This is a genomic window from Rathayibacter sp. AY1D1, from assembly GCF_002932635.1.
Taxonomy (GTDB): domain Bacteria; phylum Actinomycetota; class Actinomycetes; order Actinomycetales; family Microbacteriaceae; genus Rathayibacter.
In genome coordinates this window covers 60,280-79,413 of the sequence record NZ_PSVY01000005.1, presented here as the reverse complement: position 1 = coordinate 79,413, position 19,134 = coordinate 60,280, and the positions used below count along the sequence as shown (strand labels likewise).

Sequence of the window (19,134 nt, the reverse complement as noted above, 5' to 3'; positions counted from 1 at the left end):
CTCCCGTCCGGCGCGGGGCCGGCTCAGCGCTGCTCCGCCAGGAACGCCAGCACCGCGTCCTTGAAGCCCCGCGCGGGCACGGTGCTGGTGTGGTCGCGGCCGGGGACGCTCACGAACCGCGCCCCCGCCTCCGCCGCCAGCAGCTCACCGCCGGGAGCGATCGGATCCGCGCCGCCGGTCACGAGCAGCGTCGGCAGGCCGGGGTGCCGCCCGTGCTCCGGGTGCGCCCCGCCGCGGACGCCGTCGGCCACCGCCACCAGTGCCGCGAGGTCGTTGCCCTGCACGCCCTCCGCCATGCCGATGAAGGCGCGGGTGAAGCCGTCGTCGATCTCGCCGCCGGAGGCGACGCGGGCCCGGGCCGCCTCCGCGTCGAAGGAGCGGAGGGGCTCGCCCACCGTCAGCCCGCCGAGGCTCAGCGATGCGAGCCGCTCCGGGTGAGAGAGCCCCAGCACCCAGCTCATCCGGGCGCCGAGGGAGTAGCCGAGGACGTGGGGCGCGTCGAGGTCGTAGGAGTCGAGCACCCGCACCAGGTCGGCCACCATGGCGTCCACGCCGTAGGAGTCGGAGTGGTGCGGCTTCTCGCTCGCGCCGTGCCCGCGCTGGTCGAGCGCCACGACGCGGTACCCGGCCCGGTGCAGCGTCCGCAGCCAGCCCGACGTCTCCCAGTTGAGAACGGCGTGGGAGGCGAAGCCGTGCACGGCGAGGACGGTCGGGGCGCTCTCCTCGCCGACGGAGTAGGTGGCCAGCCGCACTCCGTCGTCGGCCACGACGTACACGGGCGGAGGGAAGGCGATCACTCCACCACCCTGCCCGCCGCCGCGACGTGGAGGGGGCACCGGGCCGCGGACACGCCGGGCGGAGTCCCGGGAGCGGGGAGCCGTGCGGACCGGGGTGCCCCGACGGTCAGCGCGGCGGACGGGTGGAGCGGGCGAAGGGCACGGCGATCCAGAGGCGCACGGTGCGTCCCTGGCCGGACCGGATCCCGAGGACGACGCACAGCACGAGGTTGAGCACGGCCAGCGCGAGGATCGCCGAGATCGTCGCGAGCGGCCAGTCGGCGCCGAGCGAGTCGCGCACCGACACCAGGGCGAGGTGCAGCGGGACCAGCATCAGCTGGAGTGCGAGGTAGGTGAGCTGCCAGTTGACGGCGACCAGGCCGTTCCGGTCGCTGAGGGTGCCGATCCGCCGCCGCGACCCCCACACCATCACGGTCGCCGTGAGGGAGATCACGGGGGAGATCACCACGAAGCCGGCGAGCGCCGAGAGCCCGGCGAACCAGACGGCCCGGGCGCCCTTGCGGTCCCGGGTGCGGTGCCGCAGCTCGTCGTCGTCCATCGTCGCTGCCTCCTCGCGCCGGGACCAGTCTCGCACCCGCCCCCGCCTCGAGGCGGGGGATCGCCCCCGAGTTCCGGGGGTTCCCCGGATGGGGCGGGTCCGGGCTCGTCCGTAGCGTGGAGGCATCGCCGGAGCACACCGGCAGCACCGCCGGCCCGCCCGGCGGGACCGCATCCCGCCGGGCGACCGGCACCCGAGAAGGAGCACACCGTGACCACCGACGACCGCACCGCCCGCCTCTCCACCCCCGCCGACGAGCAGCCGACCGTGGACCTGGGCGCGACCGCCGTCCTCACCGAGGAGCGGCCGTCCGCCGGGGAGCGCCCCGCCGCCGAGGAGCCCGCCTCCTCGCAGCAGGCCCGCGCCCCCTACGGCACCCCCGCCGTCCCGCCCGCGGCCCTCGCCCCGGCGCCCTCGACCCCGTTCTCGCTCACCAGCCTGATCCTCGGCGTCACCTCCGTCTTCTTCGGACTGACCGTGATCGCTCCGGCCGCGGGCCTCGTCTTCGGCATCCTGGGCCTGCGGAGGGAGCCGACCGGCCGCACGCTCTCGATCTGGGGCATCGTGCTCAACTCCGTCATGCTCGGCCTCGTCCTGCTCTTCGCGATCGCCGTGCTCGTCGTGGTCGTGCTCGTTCCGCTCGCGGCCCTCGCGTCGGGCAGCGACTACCGCTGATCCGCCGCTTCCCGCGTCCCGCGCCTCCTGTCCGCTCCGGCGGCGGGAGGCGCGGTCGTTCCGCGCCCGCCGAGAGGACGCTCCGCGCCCGCGTCCGCCGCCGCCCCGTGCCCCGGCGATAGGCTGGCCGCGCAGTTCGCGAGCCCCCTGCACCCTCCGGGGCCGCACGACGACAGCAACGGAGCTGGACGTGACCCTCGCACCGAGCACCCTCCCCGACCGCGACCCGGAAGGCAGAGCCCTGGACGACACCGAGACCCCCGCCACGCGCACCGAGAGCGACTCCCTCGGCTCGATGGAGATCCCCGCCGAGGCCTACTGGGGCATCCACACGGCGCGGGCCCTCGACAACTTCCCGATCTCGAAGCGCCCCATCTCGATCTACCCCGATCTCGTCCGGTCCCTCGCGACGGTCAAGCTCGCGGCCGCCCGGGCCAACACCGAGCTCGGCACCCTCGCCCCCGCCAAGGCCGAGCTGATCGAGGCCGCGTGCCGCCGCATCATCGACGGCGAGTTCCACGACCAGTTCGTGGTCGGGGTGATCCAGGGCGGCGCCGGCACCTCGACGAACATGAACGCGAACGAGGTCGTCGCCAACGTCGCACTCGAGATCGGCGGCTTCGAGCGGGGCGACTACGCGCACCTGCACCCCCTCGACGACGTCAACCGCAGCCAGTCCACCAACGACGTCTACCCGACCGCGATCAAGATCGCGATGACCTGGTCGCTGCGCCGCCTGCTCGACGAGCTGGCGCTGCTGCGCGAGTCGTTCTCCCGCAAGGCGGTCGAGTTCGGCAGCGTCCTGAAGGTCGGCCGCACGCAGCTGCAGGACGCGGTGCCGATGACGCTCGGCCAGGAGTTCCACGGCTTCGCGACGACCCTCGGCGAGGACCACGCCCGTCTCTCCGAGACCATCTGGCTGCTCGCCGAGGTCAACATCGGAGCCACCGCGATCGGCACAGGCATCACCGCCGATCCGCGCTACGGCGCGGCTGCTGTCCGCCACCTCAACGAGATCACCGATCTCGACCTCGAGATGGCGCAGGACCTCGTCGAGGCGACGAGCGACACCGGCGTCTTCATGTCGTTCTCGAGCGCGCTCAAGCGCTCCGCGATCAAGCTGTCCAAGATCTGCAACGACCTGAGGCTCCTCTCCTCGGGCCCTCAGGCCGGCTTCGGCGAGATCAACCTGCCTCCGCGCCAGGCGGGATCCAGCATCATGCCCGGCAAGGTGAACCCGGTCATCCCCGAGGTGGTCAACCAGGTCGCCTACTCGGTGGCCGGGGCCGACGTCACGGTCACGATGGCGGCCGAGGCGGGTCAGCTCCAGCTCAACGCCTTCGAGCCGGTGATCGCGCACTCGCTGCTGCAGAGCATCACCTGGATGACGCAGGCCTGCAGGACGCTCCGCGAGAACTGCATCGACGGCATCACCGCGAACGTCGACCGGCTCGAGGCCATGGTCGCCTCCTCGGTCGGGGTCGTGACGGCGCTCACGCCGAGCATCGGCTACACCGCGTCCGCCGCCCTCGCGAAGGCCGCCCTCGCGACCGGCCGCAACATCGCCGACCTGGTGGTCGAGGCGGGGCTGATGTCCCGCGAGGAGGTCATGCGGCTGATCTCGCCGGCGCGGCTCTCGGGCATCGAGGCGATGACCGCGGCGCTCCCGATCATCGACCCCGCGCCGGAGGCGTGACCGCGGCCGCGAGGCGCGCCCCGGCGTAGCTGCGCCAGGGCGCCCAGCGGCGCCCGGCCTCGGCCAGCCCGCGCTCGCCGGCGGGCAGGCCGCGCGCCGCCGCGCCCCGCCGGAGCACGGGATCCCCGGTGAGCAGGACGTCGGGATCTCCGGTCGCCCGCTGTGCCACCTCGGCCGCCGTGGCCGCGTCGATCCCGGGGACCGCCAGCAGCTGCTCGGCGAGCTCCTCCCGGTCGGCGTCGAGCCGCAGGGCTCCCTCGGCGAGCAGCGTGCAGGTCCGCACCAGCACGTCGGCGGATCCGCGGAGCACGTCGGCGGCGTGCTCGGCGATCACCGCGGGGGAGGGGAAGGCGCGTGCGATCGATCCGCTCGCCACGGACTCCGGGAGCGTCGCGCCGAGCGCCGCGACCAGCCGTGCGGCCTCCCGCCGGCCGAGCAGCGCGCGCACCAGCGTCTCGGCCGGGTCGACGGAGCCGGGCACGCGGACACCGGGGCGGGCGGCGACGCTCGGAGCGAGTGCGGGATCGGCCGCGAGGGCCTCGTCCACGGCGCGGGCGTCCGCGTCCAGGTCGAGCAGCCGCCTCACCCGGGCGACCAGCGGCCCGACGTCGGCGACGGAGACGAGCGTCGCGCTGCAGCGGACGCTCTCCCCGTCCGCCGCCAGCCGGATCAGCGCCGCGCCCCCGGGCAGGACGAGCGAGCGCGCGTAGCCGCCGGGGGACGCCTCCTCGATGCCCGGGAGCGCGGTGCCGCCGAGCACGTCGAGCACCCCGGGATCGAACGGAGCCCGCACTGCCAGCCGGAGCTCCAGCGTGGTCGCGCCGTCGTGGACGCTCGCCTCGGAGCGCGTGCCGCGGGCCGAGGCGCGCAGGGCCGTCGGGGTCCGCTCGTACACCTCCGCCAGGGTCGCGTTGAACTGCCGGATGCTCGTGAAGCCGGCGGCGAAGGCGACGTCGGACACGGGCAGGTCGGTGCTCGTGAGCAGGAGCCGGGCGGTCTGGGCGCGCTGGGCGCGAGCGAGGGCCAGCGGAGGCGCGCCCAGCTCCTCGCGCAGGATGCGGCTGAGGTGGCGCGCGCCGTAGCCGAGCCGGGCGGCCAGCCCCTCGACCCCCTCGCGGTCGACCACTCCGTCGGCGATCAAACGCATGGCGCGCGCCGCCGTGTCGTCGCGCAGGTTCCACTCGGGGGAGCCGGGGACAGCGTCCGGCAGGCAGCGCTTGCAGGCGCGGAGCCCTGCCTCGTGCGCTGCGGCGGCCGTCGGGTAGAAGCGCACGTTCGCGCGCCGCGGCGTGATGGCGGGGCAGCTCGGACGGCAGTAGATGCCGGTGGAGTGCACGCCGGTCAGGAACCGCCCGTCGAACCGGGAGTCGCGGGAGGCGACGGCGCGGTAGCGCTCCTCGAAGAGCGGATCGGAGTCGGGCACGCCTCGAGCCTCGCACGCGGCGACGTCGAGCAGGAGCGGGAATCGGACACGGGCGTCCGCACCCCGGCCCTCCTCCACGCGCCCGGCGCGTGTCAACCGCCGACAGCGCACCCCGCCCGTGCCCTACTGTCGGCCCCATGAGCGCCTATCCGCCGCCCGCACCGCCCGCCACCGCCCACCCCTCCGTCGTGCCGACCGTGCTCGGCTCGATCGGCGTGGCGCTCCTCGGGATCCTGCTGCTGCTCGTGCTCGCCTACGTGGTTCTCGGACTCGGCGTCAGCGCCGCGGGGATCTGCGCGGTCATCGCCCTCGTCCCGCTGACCGTGGTTCTGCTGGGCGTCCGCTGGGTCGACCGGTGGGAGCCGGAGCCAGCGCTGGGCCTGTGGTTCGCGTTCCTCTGGGGCGCGGCCGGGTCCGTCGCGATCGCGCTCCTGGTCGACCTCGGCGTGCAGATCGCCGTCTACGCGTCCGGGCAGCAGCCGAGCGGATCCGACTTCGTCGGCGCCGTGATCCAGGCGCCGCTGGTCGAGGAGACGGCCAAGGGGATCGGCGTCCTCCTCGTCCTGCTGATCTGGCGCCGGACCTTCGACGGACCCGTCGACGGCATCGTCTACGCGGCCGTCGTCGCCTCCGGGTTCGCCTTCGTCGAGAACATCCTCTACTTCGGCAGCGCGCTGGTGGAGGGCGGTCTCGGCTCGCTCGCCGTGACCTTCTTCCTCCGCGGGGTGCTCTCGCCCTTCGCGCACGTGCTCTTCACCGCCTGCACGGGCGCGGCCCTCGGCTTCGCCTCGAACCGGCCCGCCGTCGCGCGGCTGCCCATCGCCCTGCTCGGGCTGGCGCTCGCCGCGTTCCTGCACGCGCTCTGGAACGGCTCGTCGTTCCTGGTGTCCGACTGGTTCGGCTTCTACGGCGTGGTCCAGGTGCCGCTGTTCGCGGTCGCCGTGGTCGTGGTGGTGCTGCTGCGCCGGCAGGAGCGGCGCGTGACGCTCCAGCGGCTCGACGACTACGCCGTCGCCGGCTGGCTCTCGCCGGCCGAGGTGCGGATGATCGGCACCGCGGAGGGGCGCCGCACCGCCGCCCGCTGGGCCCGGAGCGCGGGAGGGGACCGGCCGCGGGCGATGCGGGACTTCCTCCGCTCGGCGACGCGGCTCGCGCACCACCGGCAGCACCTCCTGCTCGGCCGCGGCGGACGCACCGGAGCGGTCGACGAGCAGGTCCTGCTCGACGAGCTCGTCGCCCGCCGGGCGGTGCTCACCCGCTGAGCCGGGGCCGCCCCCGCTCAGCCCCGGCGCGCTAGGCGGAGGCGCTGCGCACGCGGCGCTCGCCGGCCGTCACGGGCACGCCGAGCCGGTTCTGCGCGGGCGGCAGCGGGCAGTTGTAGTGGGGCGAGAAGCCGCACGGCGGGATGTAGGCCCGGTTGAAGTCCAGGAGCACCGGACCGGGGGTGCCCGCGTCGGCCGCGCCGCCGATCCGCTGCACGACGAGGAAGCGGCCGACGGGGTAGCTCGCGAGCTCCGGGTCGTCGCTGCGGTTGGTCGGGTCGCCGAACGGGACGAGGAGCGCGCCGCCGTCGTCGAACGCCGCGACCGTGTGCTCGCGGGCGCGCCCGTCGTCCACGAGCGAGAAGGTGATGTCGCCGGGCACGACGAGCTCGCGGGTGGCGCCGTTGTCGCGCAGGTGCTCGAACGGGACGGTGCGGTCCTCGGCGACCGGCTCGAACCACGCCTCGAGCACCCAGGCGGCGTCGAACGGGAAGGTCTCGATGGCGTCGAAGGAGCGGATGCCGTCGGAGGCCGCGTCCCAGACGCGGTAGCCGTACTCGGGCTCGCCGGTGTCGAGGTTCTCGCGGCGCATCCGCGTCAGGGTCGCCGAGGGGCCGTAGCCGGCCAGCGCCTGCTCGTCGTCGACGCTCTCGCCGGGCTCGAGCCAGCGCGTCTCGACGAGGGCGAGATCGCCCCGGGGTCCGGTGACGCGCTCGACGCGTCGGGCGAGCCACGACTCCCAGCCGGCGCGTGCCGACTCCGTGAGGTCGATCGAGGCGCGGGAGGGGGCGGTGACGCTGCTGCTCGGAGTGGCCATGGGGCGTGCAACGCGGGGCCGTCCGGTTCTCTTCCCGGTCGATGACCGGACGGAGGACGGACACCCGCGAGAAAGAGCTCGACGCCCTGCGGCAGCGGCAGGGCCGGCTGCTCGGACGGGGCGTCGAGCTCTTCGTGAGAGAGAGGATGCTCCTCCGCGGCGCCGAGCGCAAGAGGCATCCGGATCCCGCTGTCGGCACGGCCCGCTTCGGATCGCTCGGTAGACTGGACCGCCTGTTTTCCCGCGGCCCCCGGAGCGCATCCCGCGCCTCCCGGCCCGCGGCGGCGGACCCTCGGAAGGCGGACGATGACGGACGGCAGCACTGTGCAGGCCACCGAGCTCTCTCGGGAGCGCGACTACGTGGCGGCGCTCTACGCCCGCCTCGACGAGCTGATCGCCCAGGCCCGCGAGGCTCTGGACACGGTCCGCATCGAGAGCGTCGGCGGCAACCACCAGAGCCGCTCCGAGCGCGACGCCTACGCGCGGCTCTACGAGGACCGCATCCGCTCGCTCACCGGCGCCGACGACCGGCTCGCCTTCGGCCGGCTGACGCTCGCGGACGCCGACGCCGAGCACCGCTACATCGGCCGGATCGGCCTGCGCGACGAGGAGCAGGACACGCTGCTGCTCGACTGGCGCGCCCCGCAGTCGGCCGCGTTCTACCAGGCCACCGCCGCCCGGCCGATGGGGACGCGCGCCCGGCGCCACCTCACCACTCGGGGCCGCGAGGTCCTCCGCTTCGAGGACGAGGTCTTCGACGAGGAGCTGCTGCGCGAGGGCACCGTGCTGCAGGGCGAGGGCGCGCTCATGGCGGCCCTCGGTGCGCAGCGCACCGGCCGGATGCACGACATCGTCGCGACCATCCAGAGCGAGCAGGACCGCATCATCCGGTCCGAGCTGCGCGGCGTGCTCGTCGTGCAGGGCGGGCCGGGCACCGGCAAGACCGCGGTCGCCCTGCACCGGGCCGCCTACCTCCTCTACTCCTACCGCGACCGCATCGCCTCCTCCGGCGTGCTCGTGGTCGGCCCCTCACGCTCCTTCCTCCGCTACATCGAGGCGGTGCTGCCCTCGCTCGGCGAGACGGGTGTCGTCCTCTCGACGCTCGGCCAGCTCTACCCGGGCCTCGACCTCGTCGAGGAGGACGTGCCCGCGGTCGCCCGCGTGAAGGGCTCGGCGCGGATGGCGGAGCTGCTCAAGCGCGCGGTCCGCTCCCGCCAGACCGTCCCGGCCGAGACCCAGGTGCTCGACGTCAACGGCGAGAAGCTCCGTCTGGAGCCGCAGGACGTGGAGCGCGCGATCACCCGCGCGCGCGACACCCGCAAGCCGCACAACGAGGCGCGCGTCTCCTTCGTCAAGACGCTGCTCTCGCAGCTCACCCGCCAGCTCGCCGATCAGCTGCGGAGCCACGGCAGCACGGTCGACGAGGCCGACGAGGCGGTGCTGCGCGAGGACGTGCGGACCGCCCACGACGTCCGCGTCGCTCTCAACACCGCGTGGATCCCGCTGACCCCCGAGAAGCTGCTGCAGGACCTCTACGCCCGTCCGAACTGGTTCGCGACCCTCACGCCGCGCTGGACCGCCGCGCAGCGCTCCCTCCTCCGCCGAGACCGCGACGCTCCGTTCACGGTCTCCGACGTACCGCTGCTCGACGAGGCCGCGGAGCTGCTCGGCGCCTACGACGACCACGCCGACGCCTCGAAGAAGGCCGAGAAGGAGCAGCGCAAGCGCGACGTCGAGAACGCGGAGGCCGCCATCCGCAACATGGGCGTCGACGGCCTCGTCAACGCCAAGGACCTCGCGGCCGGCTTCGCCGAGCGCTCGGTGCTCGGGACCACCGCCGAGCGGGCCGCGGCCGACCGCACCTGGACCTACGGGCACGTCGTGGTCGACGAGGCGCAGGAGCTCTCGCCGATGCAGTGGCGGGTGCTGCTGCGCCGCTGCCCGATGCGCTCGTTCACGATCGTGGGCGACGTCGCGCAGGCGTCCGGCGCCTCCGCCGCCTCGAGCTGGGACGCCGCGCTCCGCGACACCTTCGGCCGCCAGGGCCGGGGAGTGGAGGCGGCGCCGTGGCGCCTGGAGGAGCTGACGGTCAACTACCGCACGCCCGCGCAGATCGTCGCCTTCGCCGAGCGGACGGCGCGCGAGAACGGGCTGGAGATTACGCCGGGGGAGGCCGTGCGCTCCACCGAGTGGCCGGTGCGGACGATCCGCGATCGCGGCGACGCGAGCCTCTCGGAGCGCGTGCTGGCGGCCGTCGTCGAGGACCGGGCGATCGAGGCGGAGGGGACGCTCGCGGTCATCGCGCCCGACGACGACCTCGCCGCGATCGCCGAGCGCCTCGAGGAGCGGTTCGGCCGGGAGGTGGGCCGCGGAGCGACCGGGCTCGACCGCGCGATCGCCGTGCTGTCGACGAACGACGCCAAGGGGCTCGAGTTCGACTCCGTGATCATCGCCCGCCCTCGCCTCATCGCGCAGACCGGCGAGCGCGGCGCCGCATCGCTCTACGTCGCGATGACCCGGCCGACGCAGCGCCTCACGCTCGTGGAGTGAGTGCTCGCAGCCCGCTCCCAGACTCCGCTCCCGAGCGCCGTAGGATCGAGGCATGAGCAGCGAGAACCTGACCAAGCCCGAGGTCGACGCCCCTGAGGGCCCGGCCCCCGACACCCTCGTCGTCGAGGACATCGTCGTCGGCGACGGCGCCGAGGCGCAGCCCGGCTCGACCGTCGAGGTTCACTACCTCGGCGTCGAGTACGACACCGGCGAGGAGTTCGACTCCTCCTGGAGCCGCGACCAGTCGATCAACTTCCCCCTCAACAACCTCATCCGCGCCTGGCAGCAGGGCATCCCGGGGATGAAGGTCGGCGGCCGCCGCAAGCTGATCTGCCCGCCCGCGCTGGCGTACGGCCCGGCCGGCGGAGGGCACCCGCTCTCCGGCAAGACCCTGATCTTCGTGATCGACCTGCTCGGCACCAAGTAGCTCCGAGCACACGACGAAGGCGCAGCTCCTAGCGGGGCTGCGCCTTCTTCACGCGGTCGACCAGCTCGCGCCAGGCTCCGTCGAGCTCGGTCTCGCCGAGGCGGACGTGGTGCGTCTGCACGCGGATCTCGTAGACGAAGCGGTCGGCCCGGCCGGGGGACTCGCCGTCGGCGGCGTCCCAGGGGAGCGAGCCGAGCAGGTCGCGCCAGGCGCGCTCGTCGGGCTGCTGCTCGACGTCGACCCGCCACACCCGGCGGAGGCCGGCGACTCCGCCGCTGCGCGACACGATGACGTCCATGCGCGCGATGCTACCCGCCTCCGTCCTCGAGCGGACCGGCTCAGGCGGACAGCGTCACGCCGACCGTCGTCCAGCCGGTGCGCACGGCGGCCTCGACCTCGGAGCCGGATCCGTAGCGCTCGGCGGCGGCCCGCACGGTGAGCGCCGCGAACGCCTCGAAGTCGGCCGTCGCGGTGAGGACGCCCCCGGTCAGCACGTCGTACCAGACCTGCCCAGCGCGCTCCCACGCCTTCCCGCCGAGGGTCGTCGCCGCCACGGCGAACGCGCGGTTGGGGATCCCCGAGTTGATGTGCACTCCGCCGTTGTCGTCGTCGGTCTCGACGTAGTCGGCCATCGAGCCCGGCTGCGGGTCGGAGCCGAGGACGTCGTCGTCGTAGGCGGTGCCGGGGGCGATCATCGACCGCAGGGCCGTGCCCTGCACCTCGTCGGTGAAGAGCCCCTCGCCGATCAGCCAGCTCGCCTCGTCGGCGCTCTGGCCGGCGCCGTACTGCTCCAGCAGGGCTCCGAACACGTCCGAGACCGACTCGTTGAGCGCTCCGGACTGGCCGCGGTAGACGAGGTTCGCCGTGTACTCGGTGATGCCGTGGGCGAGCTCGTGGCCGATCACGCTCTGCGAGACGGTGAAGCGGCGGAACACCTGGCCGTCCCCGTCGCCGAAGACCATCCGCGAGCCGTCCCAGAAGGCGTTGTCGTAGTCGTCGCCGAAGTGCACGGTCGCGTCGAGCGGCAGCCAGGCGTCGTCGATCGAGTCGCGGCCGTACGCACCCTGCAGGAAGGCCGACATCGCGCCGAGGCCGTCGTACGCCTCGTCGACGGCCGCATCCCCCGTGGCCGCCTCGCCCTCGCGGCGGACGACCGTGCCGGGCAGCGTCTCCTCGGTCCGCGCGTCCGCGATGGTGCGCTGGAGGGACTGCACGCGGGTGCGCGGCGAGGACGTCGCGGCGGCGGTCGGCGCCCCGCGGTCGGGCGCGGGCTCTCCGGGCCGGACGCGCCGGAACGGCACGTCCTGCTCGAGCGAGCGGCTCGCGGCCCGCGCGGCCCGGGCGAAGGCCGGATCGTCGAGGCGGGCGATGCGGACGAGGAGGTACGGCGGCACGACGGTTCGTCTCATGCCCCGATCCTGGCACCGACGTCCGACACGGTCCCGGGCTCGCCCGGCGGGCCCGCATGCGGTAGCACCGAGCGGTAGCGTGAGCGCGACGAGCGGTTTCCAGCGATCCGGGGCCAGGCCCCGAGGACGACGAGGGCGGACATGGGCATCATCACGCGGGGCTTCTTCGGCAAGAGGGAGGCGGACCCGGACCTCCCGCCGGGCCAGCACCTCGAGAACGGCTTCCCCGTCCTCTCGATCGGGCCCACCCCGAACATCCATGAGTGGGCCTTCTCCATCGACGGCGGCCCCGCGGGCGTGCGCCGCTGGAACCGGGAGGAGTTCGACGCGCTCCCGCACGAGGACGTGCACACCGACATCCACTGCGTGACCCGGTGGTCGAAGCTCGGCACCAGCTGGCGCGGCGTCTCGGTCGACACTCTGCTGGAGGGCCTGGAGACGGACGCCGGCTTCGTCATGGCGCAGAGCTTCGGCGGCTACACGACGAACCTCCCGCTCGCCGAGATCCGAGGCGGGAGGGCCTGGGTCGTCACCGAGTTCGAGGGGAAGCCCCTCGCGGCCGAGCACGGCGGCCCCGCCCGGCTCCTGGTGCCGCACCTCTACTTCTGGAAGAGCGCGAAGTGGGTGCGGACGCTCCGCCTGATGCCCGGCGACGAGCCCGGCTTCTGGGAGCAGAACGGCTACCACATGCACGGGGACCCCTGGAAAGAGGAGCGCTACTGGTGATGTGGACGGAGGCGGTGGCCGAGTCGGTCGCGCCGCTCACGCCCACGTCGCGCCTCCTGGTGCTCCGCGTGCCCGGGTGGCCGGGCCACCTGGCGGGGCAGCACCTCGACGTGCGCCTCACCGCGCCCGACGGCTACCAGGCGAGCCGCTCCTACTCGATAGGCGCCCCGGCCGACGGGGAGCGGGTCGAGCTCGCGGTCGAGCGGCTGGACGACGGGGAGGTCTCCCCGTACCTGGTCGACGGCCTCGAAGCGGGCGACCGGCTCGAGATCCGCGGTCCGATCGGCGGCTGGTTCGTCTGGCGTCCGGAGCAGGCGGAGCCGGTGCAGCTGATCGCGGGCGGGAGCGGCGTGGTGCCGCTGATGGCGATGGCGCGCGAGCACGCCCGGTCCGGGAGCGCGGCGCGGATGCAGCTGCTCTACTCGGTCCGCTCGCCCGTCTTCGCCTACTACCGCGAGGAGCTGGCGGCGCTCGCCGAGCTGCCGGCCGCGACGGGCGGAGTCGCGGTGGACCACGTCTTCACCCGGGTGGCGCCGGCGGGAGCGGCGCGTCCGGCCGGCCGCGTCACTCCGGAGCTGCTCGCCGAGGCGGCTCTGCCGGCCCCGCTCGAGCCGACCGTCTACGTGTGCGGCCCGTCCTCGTTCGTCGAGGCCGTCGCCACCGCCCTGGTCGAGCAGGGCCACGCGCCCGAGCGCGTCCGCACCGAGCGCTTCGGCGGCGCCTGACGCCTGTCCCCCCGAGGCGCCGCGCCCCGGCGGCGCCTCGGGGGGAGGGATCACTCGAAGGAGACGGTGCGGTTCTCGCCGATGTCGGGCTGTCCGCCGGTGACGGCGGCCTTGAGGACCTTGAACAGCACGACCGGACGGGGCTCGTCGGTCGCCCACAGCTCGACGGTCTCGGCCTCGACGCGGATCAGCGCGACGGTCGGGTCGTCCTTGCCGTCGGGGAACCAGCCGGCGACGGCCGGGGACCACAGCTCGTCCACCTTCGCCGGGTCGTGCACGACAGTCGCCGAGCCGGCCACCGACAGGTAGCCCTTCTTCGACTCGAACGCGACGTTGACGCTCGGGTTCGCGCGGATGTCGTCGACCTTGGGCGACGGGTCCTGCGTGAAGAACCACAGTTCGCCGTCGAAGTCGATGTCCTGGGCCTTGAGCGGACGGCTGACGAGCTGCCCGGTGGCGTTGACGGTGGTGAGGAGCCCGATCCCGGCGCTCTTCACCATCTCGGTGATCTGCTCGCGGTCGTCGGAGTCGGCGGGAGTGATGTCGGTGTCGGTCATGGTGCCGACGCTACGCGGACCGTGCGCCGCCGCAAGGGGTGGCGACGCCTCACCGCGCGTGTCTAGCGTCGAGGCATGGACACCGAATCGACGTACACCGCCATCCTCGACAGCGGAGCGGAGCAGGAGAGCATCCGCCTCGAGATGATCGACGGCTCCCCTCAGCGCTCCTTCACCCGCCTGGCCGACATCGACGGCGAGGAGGTCGAGGTGGTCTGGGAGCTGGAGCCCGACGACGACGGCTTCCACGTCTACCGCCCGGTGCGGGTCGAGGGCCGCGACGACGACAGCGGACTGGTCTCGGACGACCGGCTGACCGACGGCGGCGGCGCCGACGCGGCCTCCGGCGACTGATCCCCGGCGCGCCCGTCCGCCGGCCTGAGCCGAGCGGGCGGGCGCGCTGTCCCGTCCGGCTCGAGGGAGACGCCCCTCCGCTCAGGCCGTCGGGTGCAGGGCGTCGTACCCACGGAACCCCGGTCGGAGTCGCAGCACCGCGGCGAGGATCGCGATGATCGCGAGCCCGCCCGCGAGGGGCGGCAGCCAGAGCAGCGCGAGCGAGGCGAGCAGTCCCGTGTAGAGGTCGCCGACCCGCGGGCCGCCCGTCACCACGACGATGAACACGCCCTGGAGCCGACCCCGCATGTTGTCGGGGACCGCGGTCTGCAGCATCGTCTGCCGGAAGATCGAGCTGACGTTGTCGGAGGCGCCCGCGCCGGCCAGGGCGACCGCCGCCAGCGCGATGAGCACCGCGTTCGGCGCCGACGCGTCGTGCTGCACGAGTGCGGCACCGAGCAGGACCGCGCCGAACGCGACCACGAACGCTCCGTACACCTGGATCGAGCGGCCGATCGCGAGGCCCTGCCGGCGGACCCCGGTCAGCCGGCCGGAGAATACGCCGCTGATCAGCGCCCCGATCGCGAAAGCGGCGGTGAGCGCGCCCACCGTCACCGCGCCTCCGCCGAGCAGCACCGCGGCGGCCGCCGGGAAGACCACGCGCGGCTGTCCGAAGGTCATGGCCACGATGTCGACCAGGAAGGACATCCGGATGTTCGGGGCGCCCTTCAGGAAGCCCAGGCCGTAGCGGAGGGACTCCAGCCCCGGCCGCTGCCGCTCGCCCTCGGGCACGAGCGCCGGCAGCCCCGCGATGCCGAGGAACGCGGCGAGGAACAGCACGACGTCGATCGTGTACGTGATCGCGAAGCCGGAGGAGGCGACCAGCACGCCGGCGAGGGCGGGCCCCACGGTCACCTCGACTCCGCTCGCGATGCCGCCGAGCGCGGCGGCGGCGGGGACCAGCTCGGTGCGGAGCAGCCGCGGAGCCAGCGTCATCCGGGTGGTCACGATCACCGTCGTCGCCACCGCGTTCACGGCGGTGAGCACGTAGAGGGAGAGCGGGGTCTCGGCGCCGAGCCAGGCGAGGGCCGCGATCCCCGCGGTCGAGCCCCAGGCCACGACCGCGGCGAGCAGGAGCACCAGGCGGCGGTCGAACGCGTCGGCGAGCATCCCGCCGTAGAGGCCGGCGATCACGGTCGGGACCAGCGCCACCACGCCGACCAGCGCGACCGCGAGGGTCGATCCGGTGAGCTCGTAGATGTGCAGGCCGACCGCGACGATCGTCATCTGGCCGCCGATGCCCGAGATCACGTTGCCGGCCCAGAGCCGGGCGAAGGCCGGGGACTCGCGGAGGGGGGAGACGTCGAGGACGTGGCTGCGCCGGGGGGCGCGGGGGGTCTGGCTCACTCGCTCCATTCTGCTGACTCCGCCGCCCCGGCGGGCCGCGCCGATCCGGGGGCTCAGGGGTCATCCCCTAGGGTGAGAGGCATGAGCACGTCATCCGACGGCGCGCCCGGGCGTCAGGGTCCTCCTGCCCCGCGAGCAGCCGGAGCCGCCCCCTCGCGACGCTCGATCCGCACCGCCGCCGAGGCGGGCGCGCGTCGCGCGGCGGCCGCCACGGGCGGTCGGCGCAGCTCCACGGGCGGCGTCCGCGCCGGAGCCGCTCGGACCGGTGCCACGGCCTCGGGAGCTCGCGGTTTCCTCCGCCGCTACGGAGCCGGGATCGTCTCGGTCCTCCTGGCCGTCCTCGCCGTCCCGCTGTCGTTCTTCGTCTGGTACGCCCTGATCTCGCTCGGCGCCTACCCGGGCGACCAGGCCGTCAGCGACCTGCTGGTCGGCGTGCTCTACACCGCGCTCGTGCACGCGGTCCTGCTCGCCGGGATCCTGCTCGCCGTCTCCACCCTCCGCGCCCGGCGTCGCGAGAAGCGCCCGCCGATCGCCTGCTGGATCGGCGTGGTCCTCAACGTCCTCGTGCTCGTCTACTGGCAGCTGCTGGTCTCGCCGTGGCTCGTCGTGCTCTGGAACCGGGCCACCGGCTCCTGATGCCGCCCTCCCTCTGGTAGAGTCGTCCGGTTGCCGTTCGACGGCCGCGGATCAAGAGAGCCCACGCATCAGGCGCCGGGCACCGCGCAACGAGAGAGAGGGGATCCCATATATGGCACTCGAAGCAGATGTCAAGAAGGCGATCATCGAAGAGTACGCGACCCACCCCGGTGACACCGGATCCCCCGAGGTGCAGGTGGCCGTCCTGACCAAGCGGATCAAGGACCTCACCGAGCACCTCAAGGAGCACAAGCACGACCACCACTCGCGTCGTGGTCTGCTGCTGCTCGTGGGTCAGCGTCGTCGACTCCTCGGCTACCTGTCGGATGTGGACATCAACCGCTACCGCTCGCTGATCGAGCGTCTCGGTCTGCGCCGCTAGCTCCTCCCGGAGCAGGGCGCGGTCTCGATGACACCGCGAACTTCTTGCCGAACGGGCCGTCCTCCTCGCGGAGGGCGGCCCGTTCGCGTTCCCGGGCGGACGAGGCGCGCGGCGCCGGTCAGGGCAGGGGAGCGGGGCGGTCGACTCCGCCCCACGAGTAGCCGCTCGAGGCCGAGAACCAGTCGGCCGCGGCCCGCTGGAGCGCCGTGTCCTCCTCGGGGCGGCCGGGAGCCTCCACGGCGTCGACGAGCCCGGGCAGGGCGATCCGCCAGGCCGCCGCGCTCCGCTGGGCGCGGGCCCAGTCGCGCGCGCACACCGGGTCCTCGGCCGCCGCGGCGAGAGCCCGCGGCGAGGTCACCCGCCAGCCGGTGTCCGACTCCGCGACCACGACCGCGCAGGTGAGCGCGGCGCCGCGGATGATGCTGTCGGGACCGGCGGAGGGGCCGATCGCCTGATCCTGAGCCGCGACCACCGCGGTGAGTGCGAGCTGCAGCCGGGTCGAGGGCTCGTCGGGCCGCGGTCGGATCCTCCCGTCGCCGGCCGAGACCGAGGCCGCCGATCCGGGTGCGAGGAGCAGCCCGGAGGAGGACTGCGACGCGTGCAGGCTCAGCAGCCCCGTCACTCCGTCCGTCCCGCTCGTCACGCCCCGCACCGAGGAGTCGCCGAGACTCCAGACGACGGGGGTGCGGTTGTGGATCGTGAGGCGCCGGTGGTCCTCGTCGAGGCAGGCCACGAGGTGGCCGGCCGGCACGCCCGCTCCGCCCTCGAAGGCGGACGAGGCGGCCAGCAGCTCCCGGGCGTCGTCGCACTGGGCGGGGGCGTCGGAGGCGGCGGCGGCCTGGTCGGCGACCGGCGCCCGGGGGGCGAGGGAGCCCTGCACGCCCGCGACCGCCGCCGTGGTGAGCGCCGCGGCGGCGAGGAGGAGGACCACGCCGCGCCTGCCCATCCTCCGCACCTCCTGGTCGGAGGCTAGCCCGGCGCGGGCGCTCGGGCCAGCGCTGCGAGGGGCTCGCGAAGTGTCCGGCAGAAATTCTTTCGAAGAATCTCAGACCGGGTGCATCCGAGGAGGCGCCTCGGCCGGAAGTAGTGGTGAAGGCCCTTCTCGACCACCCCCCGACCCCACGCGGGTCCCATCGTGAAAGAGGAACACCGTGACCACCTCCCGCTTCTCCCGCAGCCTGCTCGCCGGTGCCTGCATCGGAACCCTGGCCGTCGTCGGCATCGCCGCCACGCCCGCCGCCGCCGCCGACGCCGACTCGGCCGACCTCTCGGTCCTGCACGCCGTCCCCGACACCCCGGTCGACGTCTACGTCGACGGCAAGCTGACGCTCGACGACTTCACCCCCGGCTCGCTCGCCGGCCCGCTCGACCTCCCCACCGGCACCTACAAGGTCGCCATCACGGCCTCCACCGCCGCGGACGCCAGCGCCCCCGTGATCGGCCCGATCGACATCAGCCTCGAGGCGGGGAAGAGCTACACCGTCGCGGCGCACCTCAAGCCGGACAACACCCCCACCGCGACCCTCTTCACCAATGACATCTCGAAGACCGCCGCGGGCGAGGGCCGGCTCACGGTCCGCCACATCGCCGCCGCTCCGGCCGTGGACATCCTCGCCGGAGGGTCGCCCGTCCTGACGAACGTGACGAACCCGAACGAGGGCGTGCTGAACCTCGCCCCGGCCACTATCTCGACCGTGGTCGCCGCGACCGGGACCACCGCGCCGGTCATCGGCCCGGCCGACGTGCAGGTCCAGGAGGGCGTGAACACGATCGTCTACGCCTGGGGCAGCCTGGAGAAGGGCAACCTCGCTCTCGCGACGCAGACCATCGATGGACTGCACTCCTCGCCGTCGGGCGTCCCCGCCGGTGAGGCCGGCCTCGCGGCGGACAACCGCCCCGACGCCGCCGCGGGCTGGTGGGGCGGAGCACTGCTCGCCGCCCTCGCCGCTGCCGGCGCTGTGCTGATCGGCCGCCGCACCGCCGCCTCGCGTCGCTGACCCGAGGATCCGACCGCCGGGTCGGCCGTGCTGGAGCGCGGCCGTCCCGGCACCCCCGACCACGACCCAGGAGGACGCCATGAGCCGGAGCCCCTTCCCTCTGCGCGTCCTCGCCGTGGTCGGGCTGATCGTGGCCGGTGCCGGTCTCGCCGGATGCGCGGCGCAGGAGTCCCGGGTGGAGCCCGCTCCCGCCGCCGTCTCCTCGGCGCCCCAGCAGCCGGTGCCGGCCACGGTCCCCTCCTCGCCCGCGGCGACCCTGCCGGAAGCGGTGCCGTCCGTCCCGGTGGCGGATGCTCGGCTCGGCGCGACCCCCGCCCCCACCGCGCTCGCTCCCGAGCGGCTCGTCGTCAACGGGCTCCCCGTCGACATGGCCGTCGAGCCGGTCGGAGTCGCGGACGACGGCACGATGGAGCTCGTGCCCGACACGCAGGTCGCCGGCTGGTACCGCTTCGGCGCCGGCCTCGACGAGCCGGAGGGCACGGTCGTGATCGCCGCGCACGTCGACTCCCTCGCCTACGGCCTCGGGCCGTTCGTCGAGCTGAAGAAGGCGGTCCCGGGCCAGACCGTGACCCTCACCGGCGCGGACGGCGCGGAGCGCGCGTACACCGTCTCGACGGTGGAGACCACGGAGAAGACCACGGTCGACCTCTCGGCCGTGTTCGCCGCCGACGGACCGCCGCGGCTGGTCCTGATCACCTGCGGCGGCGACTTCGACTACGACACCCGCCACTACCTCAGCAACGTGGTGGTCACGGCCGTCCCGGCCGGCTGACCCGC

The 19,134-nt window shown here is 74.1% G+C and carries 21 protein-coding genes; 12 read left to right on the top strand and 9 right to left on the bottom strand.

Going from position 1 to position 19,134, the window contains the following annotated elements; all coding sequences use genetic code 11:
- Nucleotides 1–23: 23 nt before the first annotated feature.
- Together C5C56_RS05405 and C5C56_RS05400 are read right to left on the bottom strand one after the other, a co-directional pair.
- Nucleotides 24–797, bottom strand: a complete 774-nt coding sequence (locus C5C56_RS05405) for an alpha/beta fold hydrolase (RefSeq protein WP_181137561.1) — start codon at nucleotides 795–797, stop codon at nucleotides 24–26.
- A 106-nt stretch (nucleotides 798–903) separates the two neighbouring features.
- Nucleotides 904–1,371: a DUF4870 domain-containing protein gene (locus tag C5C56_RS05400; RefSeq protein WP_181127854.1), complete on the bottom strand. Its 468-nt coding sequence runs from the start codon at nucleotides 1,369–1,371 to the stop codon at nucleotides 904–906.
- 174 nt (nucleotides 1,372–1,545) lie between these two features.
- On the opposite strand from C5C56_RS05400, the gene C5C56_RS05395 reads away from it, so the two are divergent.
- Together C5C56_RS05395 and C5C56_RS05390 are read left to right on the top strand one after the other, a co-directional pair.
- Complete coding sequence (locus C5C56_RS05395; RefSeq protein ID WP_104250160.1) at nucleotides 1,546–2,010, top strand: DUF4190 domain-containing protein; 465 nt, start codon at nucleotides 1,546–1,548, stop codon at nucleotides 2,008–2,010.
- 241 nt (nucleotides 2,011–2,251) lie between these two features.
- Nucleotides 2,252–3,706: an aspartate ammonia-lyase gene (locus tag C5C56_RS05390; RefSeq protein WP_258064082.1), complete on the top strand. Its 1,455-nt coding sequence runs from the start codon at nucleotides 2,252–2,254 to the stop codon at nucleotides 3,704–3,706.
- Here C5C56_RS05390 and C5C56_RS05385 read toward each other — a convergent pair.
- Nucleotides 3,681–5,129, bottom strand: a complete 1,449-nt coding sequence (locus tag C5C56_RS05385; protein WP_181137560.1) for a DNA-3-methyladenine glycosylase 2 family protein — start codon at nucleotides 5,127–5,129, stop codon at nucleotides 3,681–3,683. The genes C5C56_RS05390 and C5C56_RS05385 overlap by 26 nt on opposite strands.
- Before the next feature lie 137 nt (nucleotides 5,130–5,266).
- Here C5C56_RS05385 and C5C56_RS05380 point away from each other — a divergent pair, with 137 nt between their 5' ends.
- Nucleotides 5,267–6,391: a PrsW family intramembrane metalloprotease gene (locus C5C56_RS05380; protein ID WP_104319209.1), complete on the top strand. Its 1,125-nt coding sequence runs from the start codon at nucleotides 5,267–5,269 to the stop codon at nucleotides 6,389–6,391.
- A 31-nt stretch (nucleotides 6,392–6,422) separates the two neighbouring features.
- Here C5C56_RS05380 and C5C56_RS05375 read toward each other — a convergent pair whose 3' ends face one another.
- Nucleotides 6,423–7,208 (bottom strand): DUF1684 domain-containing protein, encoded by a 786-nt coding sequence (locus tag C5C56_RS05375; protein ID WP_104319208.1) that lies wholly within the window; start codon nucleotides 7,206–7,208, stop codon nucleotides 6,423–6,425.
- Nucleotides 7,209–7,514: 306 nt separating this feature from the next.
- Here C5C56_RS05375 and C5C56_RS05370 point away from each other — a divergent pair, with 306 nt between their 5' ends.
- Nucleotides 7,515–9,758, top strand: coding sequence for a UvrD-helicase domain-containing protein (locus C5C56_RS05370; protein WP_104233245.1), 2,244 nt, complete (start codon nucleotides 7,515–7,517; stop codon nucleotides 9,756–9,758).
- Nucleotides 9,759–9,810: 52 nt separating this feature from the next.
- Nucleotides 9,811–10,185 (top strand): FKBP-type peptidyl-prolyl cis-trans isomerase, encoded by a 375-nt coding sequence (locus tag C5C56_RS05365; RefSeq protein ID WP_104226280.1) that lies wholly within the window; start codon nucleotides 9,811–9,813, stop codon nucleotides 10,183–10,185.
- 28 nt (nucleotides 10,186–10,213) lie between these two features.
- Here the strand turns inward: C5C56_RS05365 and C5C56_RS05360 are convergent, their stop codons facing one another.
- Both C5C56_RS05360 and C5C56_RS05355 read right to left on the bottom strand, forming a co-directional pair.
- On the bottom strand, nucleotides 10,214–10,483 hold the full coding sequence (locus tag C5C56_RS05360) for a protealysin inhibitor emfourin (protein ID WP_104233246.1): 270 nt from the start codon (nucleotides 10,481–10,483) through the stop codon (nucleotides 10,214–10,216).
- A gap of 40 nt (nucleotides 10,484–10,523) precedes the next feature.
- A complete protein-coding gene (locus C5C56_RS05355; RefSeq protein ID WP_104260613.1) occupies nucleotides 10,524–11,594 on the bottom strand; it encodes a M4 family metallopeptidase in 1,071 nt (356 codons plus the stop codon).
- Nucleotides 11,595–11,735: 141 nt separating this feature from the next.
- On the opposite strand from C5C56_RS05355, the gene C5C56_RS05350 reads away from it, so the two are divergent.
- The gene (locus tag C5C56_RS05350) at nucleotides 11,736–12,320 is read left to right on the top strand and encodes a molybdopterin-dependent oxidoreductase (protein ID WP_104224820.1); all 585 of its coding nucleotides are present in this window, start codon (nucleotides 11,736–11,738) and stop codon (nucleotides 12,318–12,320) included.
- Nucleotides 12,320–13,045: an FAD-binding oxidoreductase gene (locus C5C56_RS05345; RefSeq protein WP_104233248.1), complete on the top strand. Its 726-nt coding sequence runs from the start codon at nucleotides 12,320–12,322 to the stop codon at nucleotides 13,043–13,045. Before C5C56_RS05350 ends, C5C56_RS05345 begins: the two co-directional genes overlap by 1 nt.
- A 50-nt stretch (nucleotides 13,046–13,095) precedes the next feature.
- On the opposite strand, the gene C5C56_RS05340 is transcribed toward C5C56_RS05345, so the two are convergent.
- The gene (locus tag C5C56_RS05340) at nucleotides 13,096–13,602 is read right to left on the bottom strand and encodes a pyridoxamine 5'-phosphate oxidase family protein (RefSeq protein WP_104224818.1); all 507 of its coding nucleotides are present in this window, start codon (nucleotides 13,600–13,602) and stop codon (nucleotides 13,096–13,098) included.
- 75 nt (nucleotides 13,603–13,677) lie between these two features.
- Between C5C56_RS05340 and C5C56_RS05335 the strand changes: the two genes are divergently transcribed.
- The gene (locus C5C56_RS05335) at nucleotides 13,678–13,956 is read left to right on the top strand and encodes a hypothetical protein (protein ID WP_104224817.1); all 279 of its coding nucleotides are present in this window, start codon (nucleotides 13,678–13,680) and stop codon (nucleotides 13,954–13,956) included.
- Nucleotides 13,957–14,037: 81 nt separating this feature from the next.
- Here C5C56_RS05335 and C5C56_RS05330 read toward each other — a convergent pair whose 3' ends face one another.
- Complete coding sequence (locus C5C56_RS05330) at nucleotides 14,038–15,342, bottom strand: MFS transporter (protein ID WP_258062855.1); 1,305 nt, start codon at nucleotides 15,340–15,342, stop codon at nucleotides 14,038–14,040.
- An 81-nt stretch (nucleotides 15,343–15,423) separates the two neighbouring features.
- Here C5C56_RS05330 and C5C56_RS05325 point away from each other — a divergent pair, with 81 nt between their 5' ends.
- Together C5C56_RS05325 and rpsO are read left to right on the top strand one after the other, a co-directional pair.
- Nucleotides 15,424–15,978 carry a hypothetical protein gene (locus tag C5C56_RS05325; RefSeq protein ID WP_104287954.1) on the top strand — a complete coding sequence of 185 codons (555 nt, stop codon included), beginning with the start codon at nucleotides 15,424–15,426 and terminating at the stop codon, nucleotides 15,976–15,978.
- A gap of 112 nt (nucleotides 15,979–16,090) precedes the next feature.
- Nucleotides 16,091–16,360 carry a 30S ribosomal protein S15 gene (gene rpsO / locus C5C56_RS05320; RefSeq protein WP_068252328.1) on the top strand — a complete coding sequence of 90 codons (270 nt, stop codon included), beginning with the start codon at nucleotides 16,091–16,093 and terminating at the stop codon, nucleotides 16,358–16,360.
- A gap of 118 nt (nucleotides 16,361–16,478) precedes the next feature.
- Here the strand turns inward: rpsO and C5C56_RS05315 are convergent, their stop codons facing one another.
- Nucleotides 16,479–17,306 (bottom strand): hypothetical protein, encoded by an 828-nt coding sequence (locus C5C56_RS05315; RefSeq protein ID WP_104283796.1) that lies wholly within the window; start codon nucleotides 17,304–17,306, stop codon nucleotides 16,479–16,481.
- A gap of 205 nt (nucleotides 17,307–17,511) precedes the next feature.
- Here C5C56_RS05315 and C5C56_RS05310 point away from each other — a divergent pair, with 205 nt between their 5' ends.
- On the top strand, nucleotides 17,512–18,357 hold the full coding sequence (locus tag C5C56_RS05310) for a DUF4397 domain-containing protein (protein ID WP_104224813.1): 846 nt from the start codon (nucleotides 17,512–17,514) through the stop codon (nucleotides 18,355–18,357).
- Between the two features lie 79 nt (nucleotides 18,358–18,436).
- A complete protein-coding gene (locus C5C56_RS05305) occupies nucleotides 18,437–19,129 on the top strand; it encodes a class F sortase (protein WP_104268742.1) in 693 nt (230 codons plus the stop codon).
- Nucleotides 19,130–19,134 lie beyond the last annotated feature (5 nt).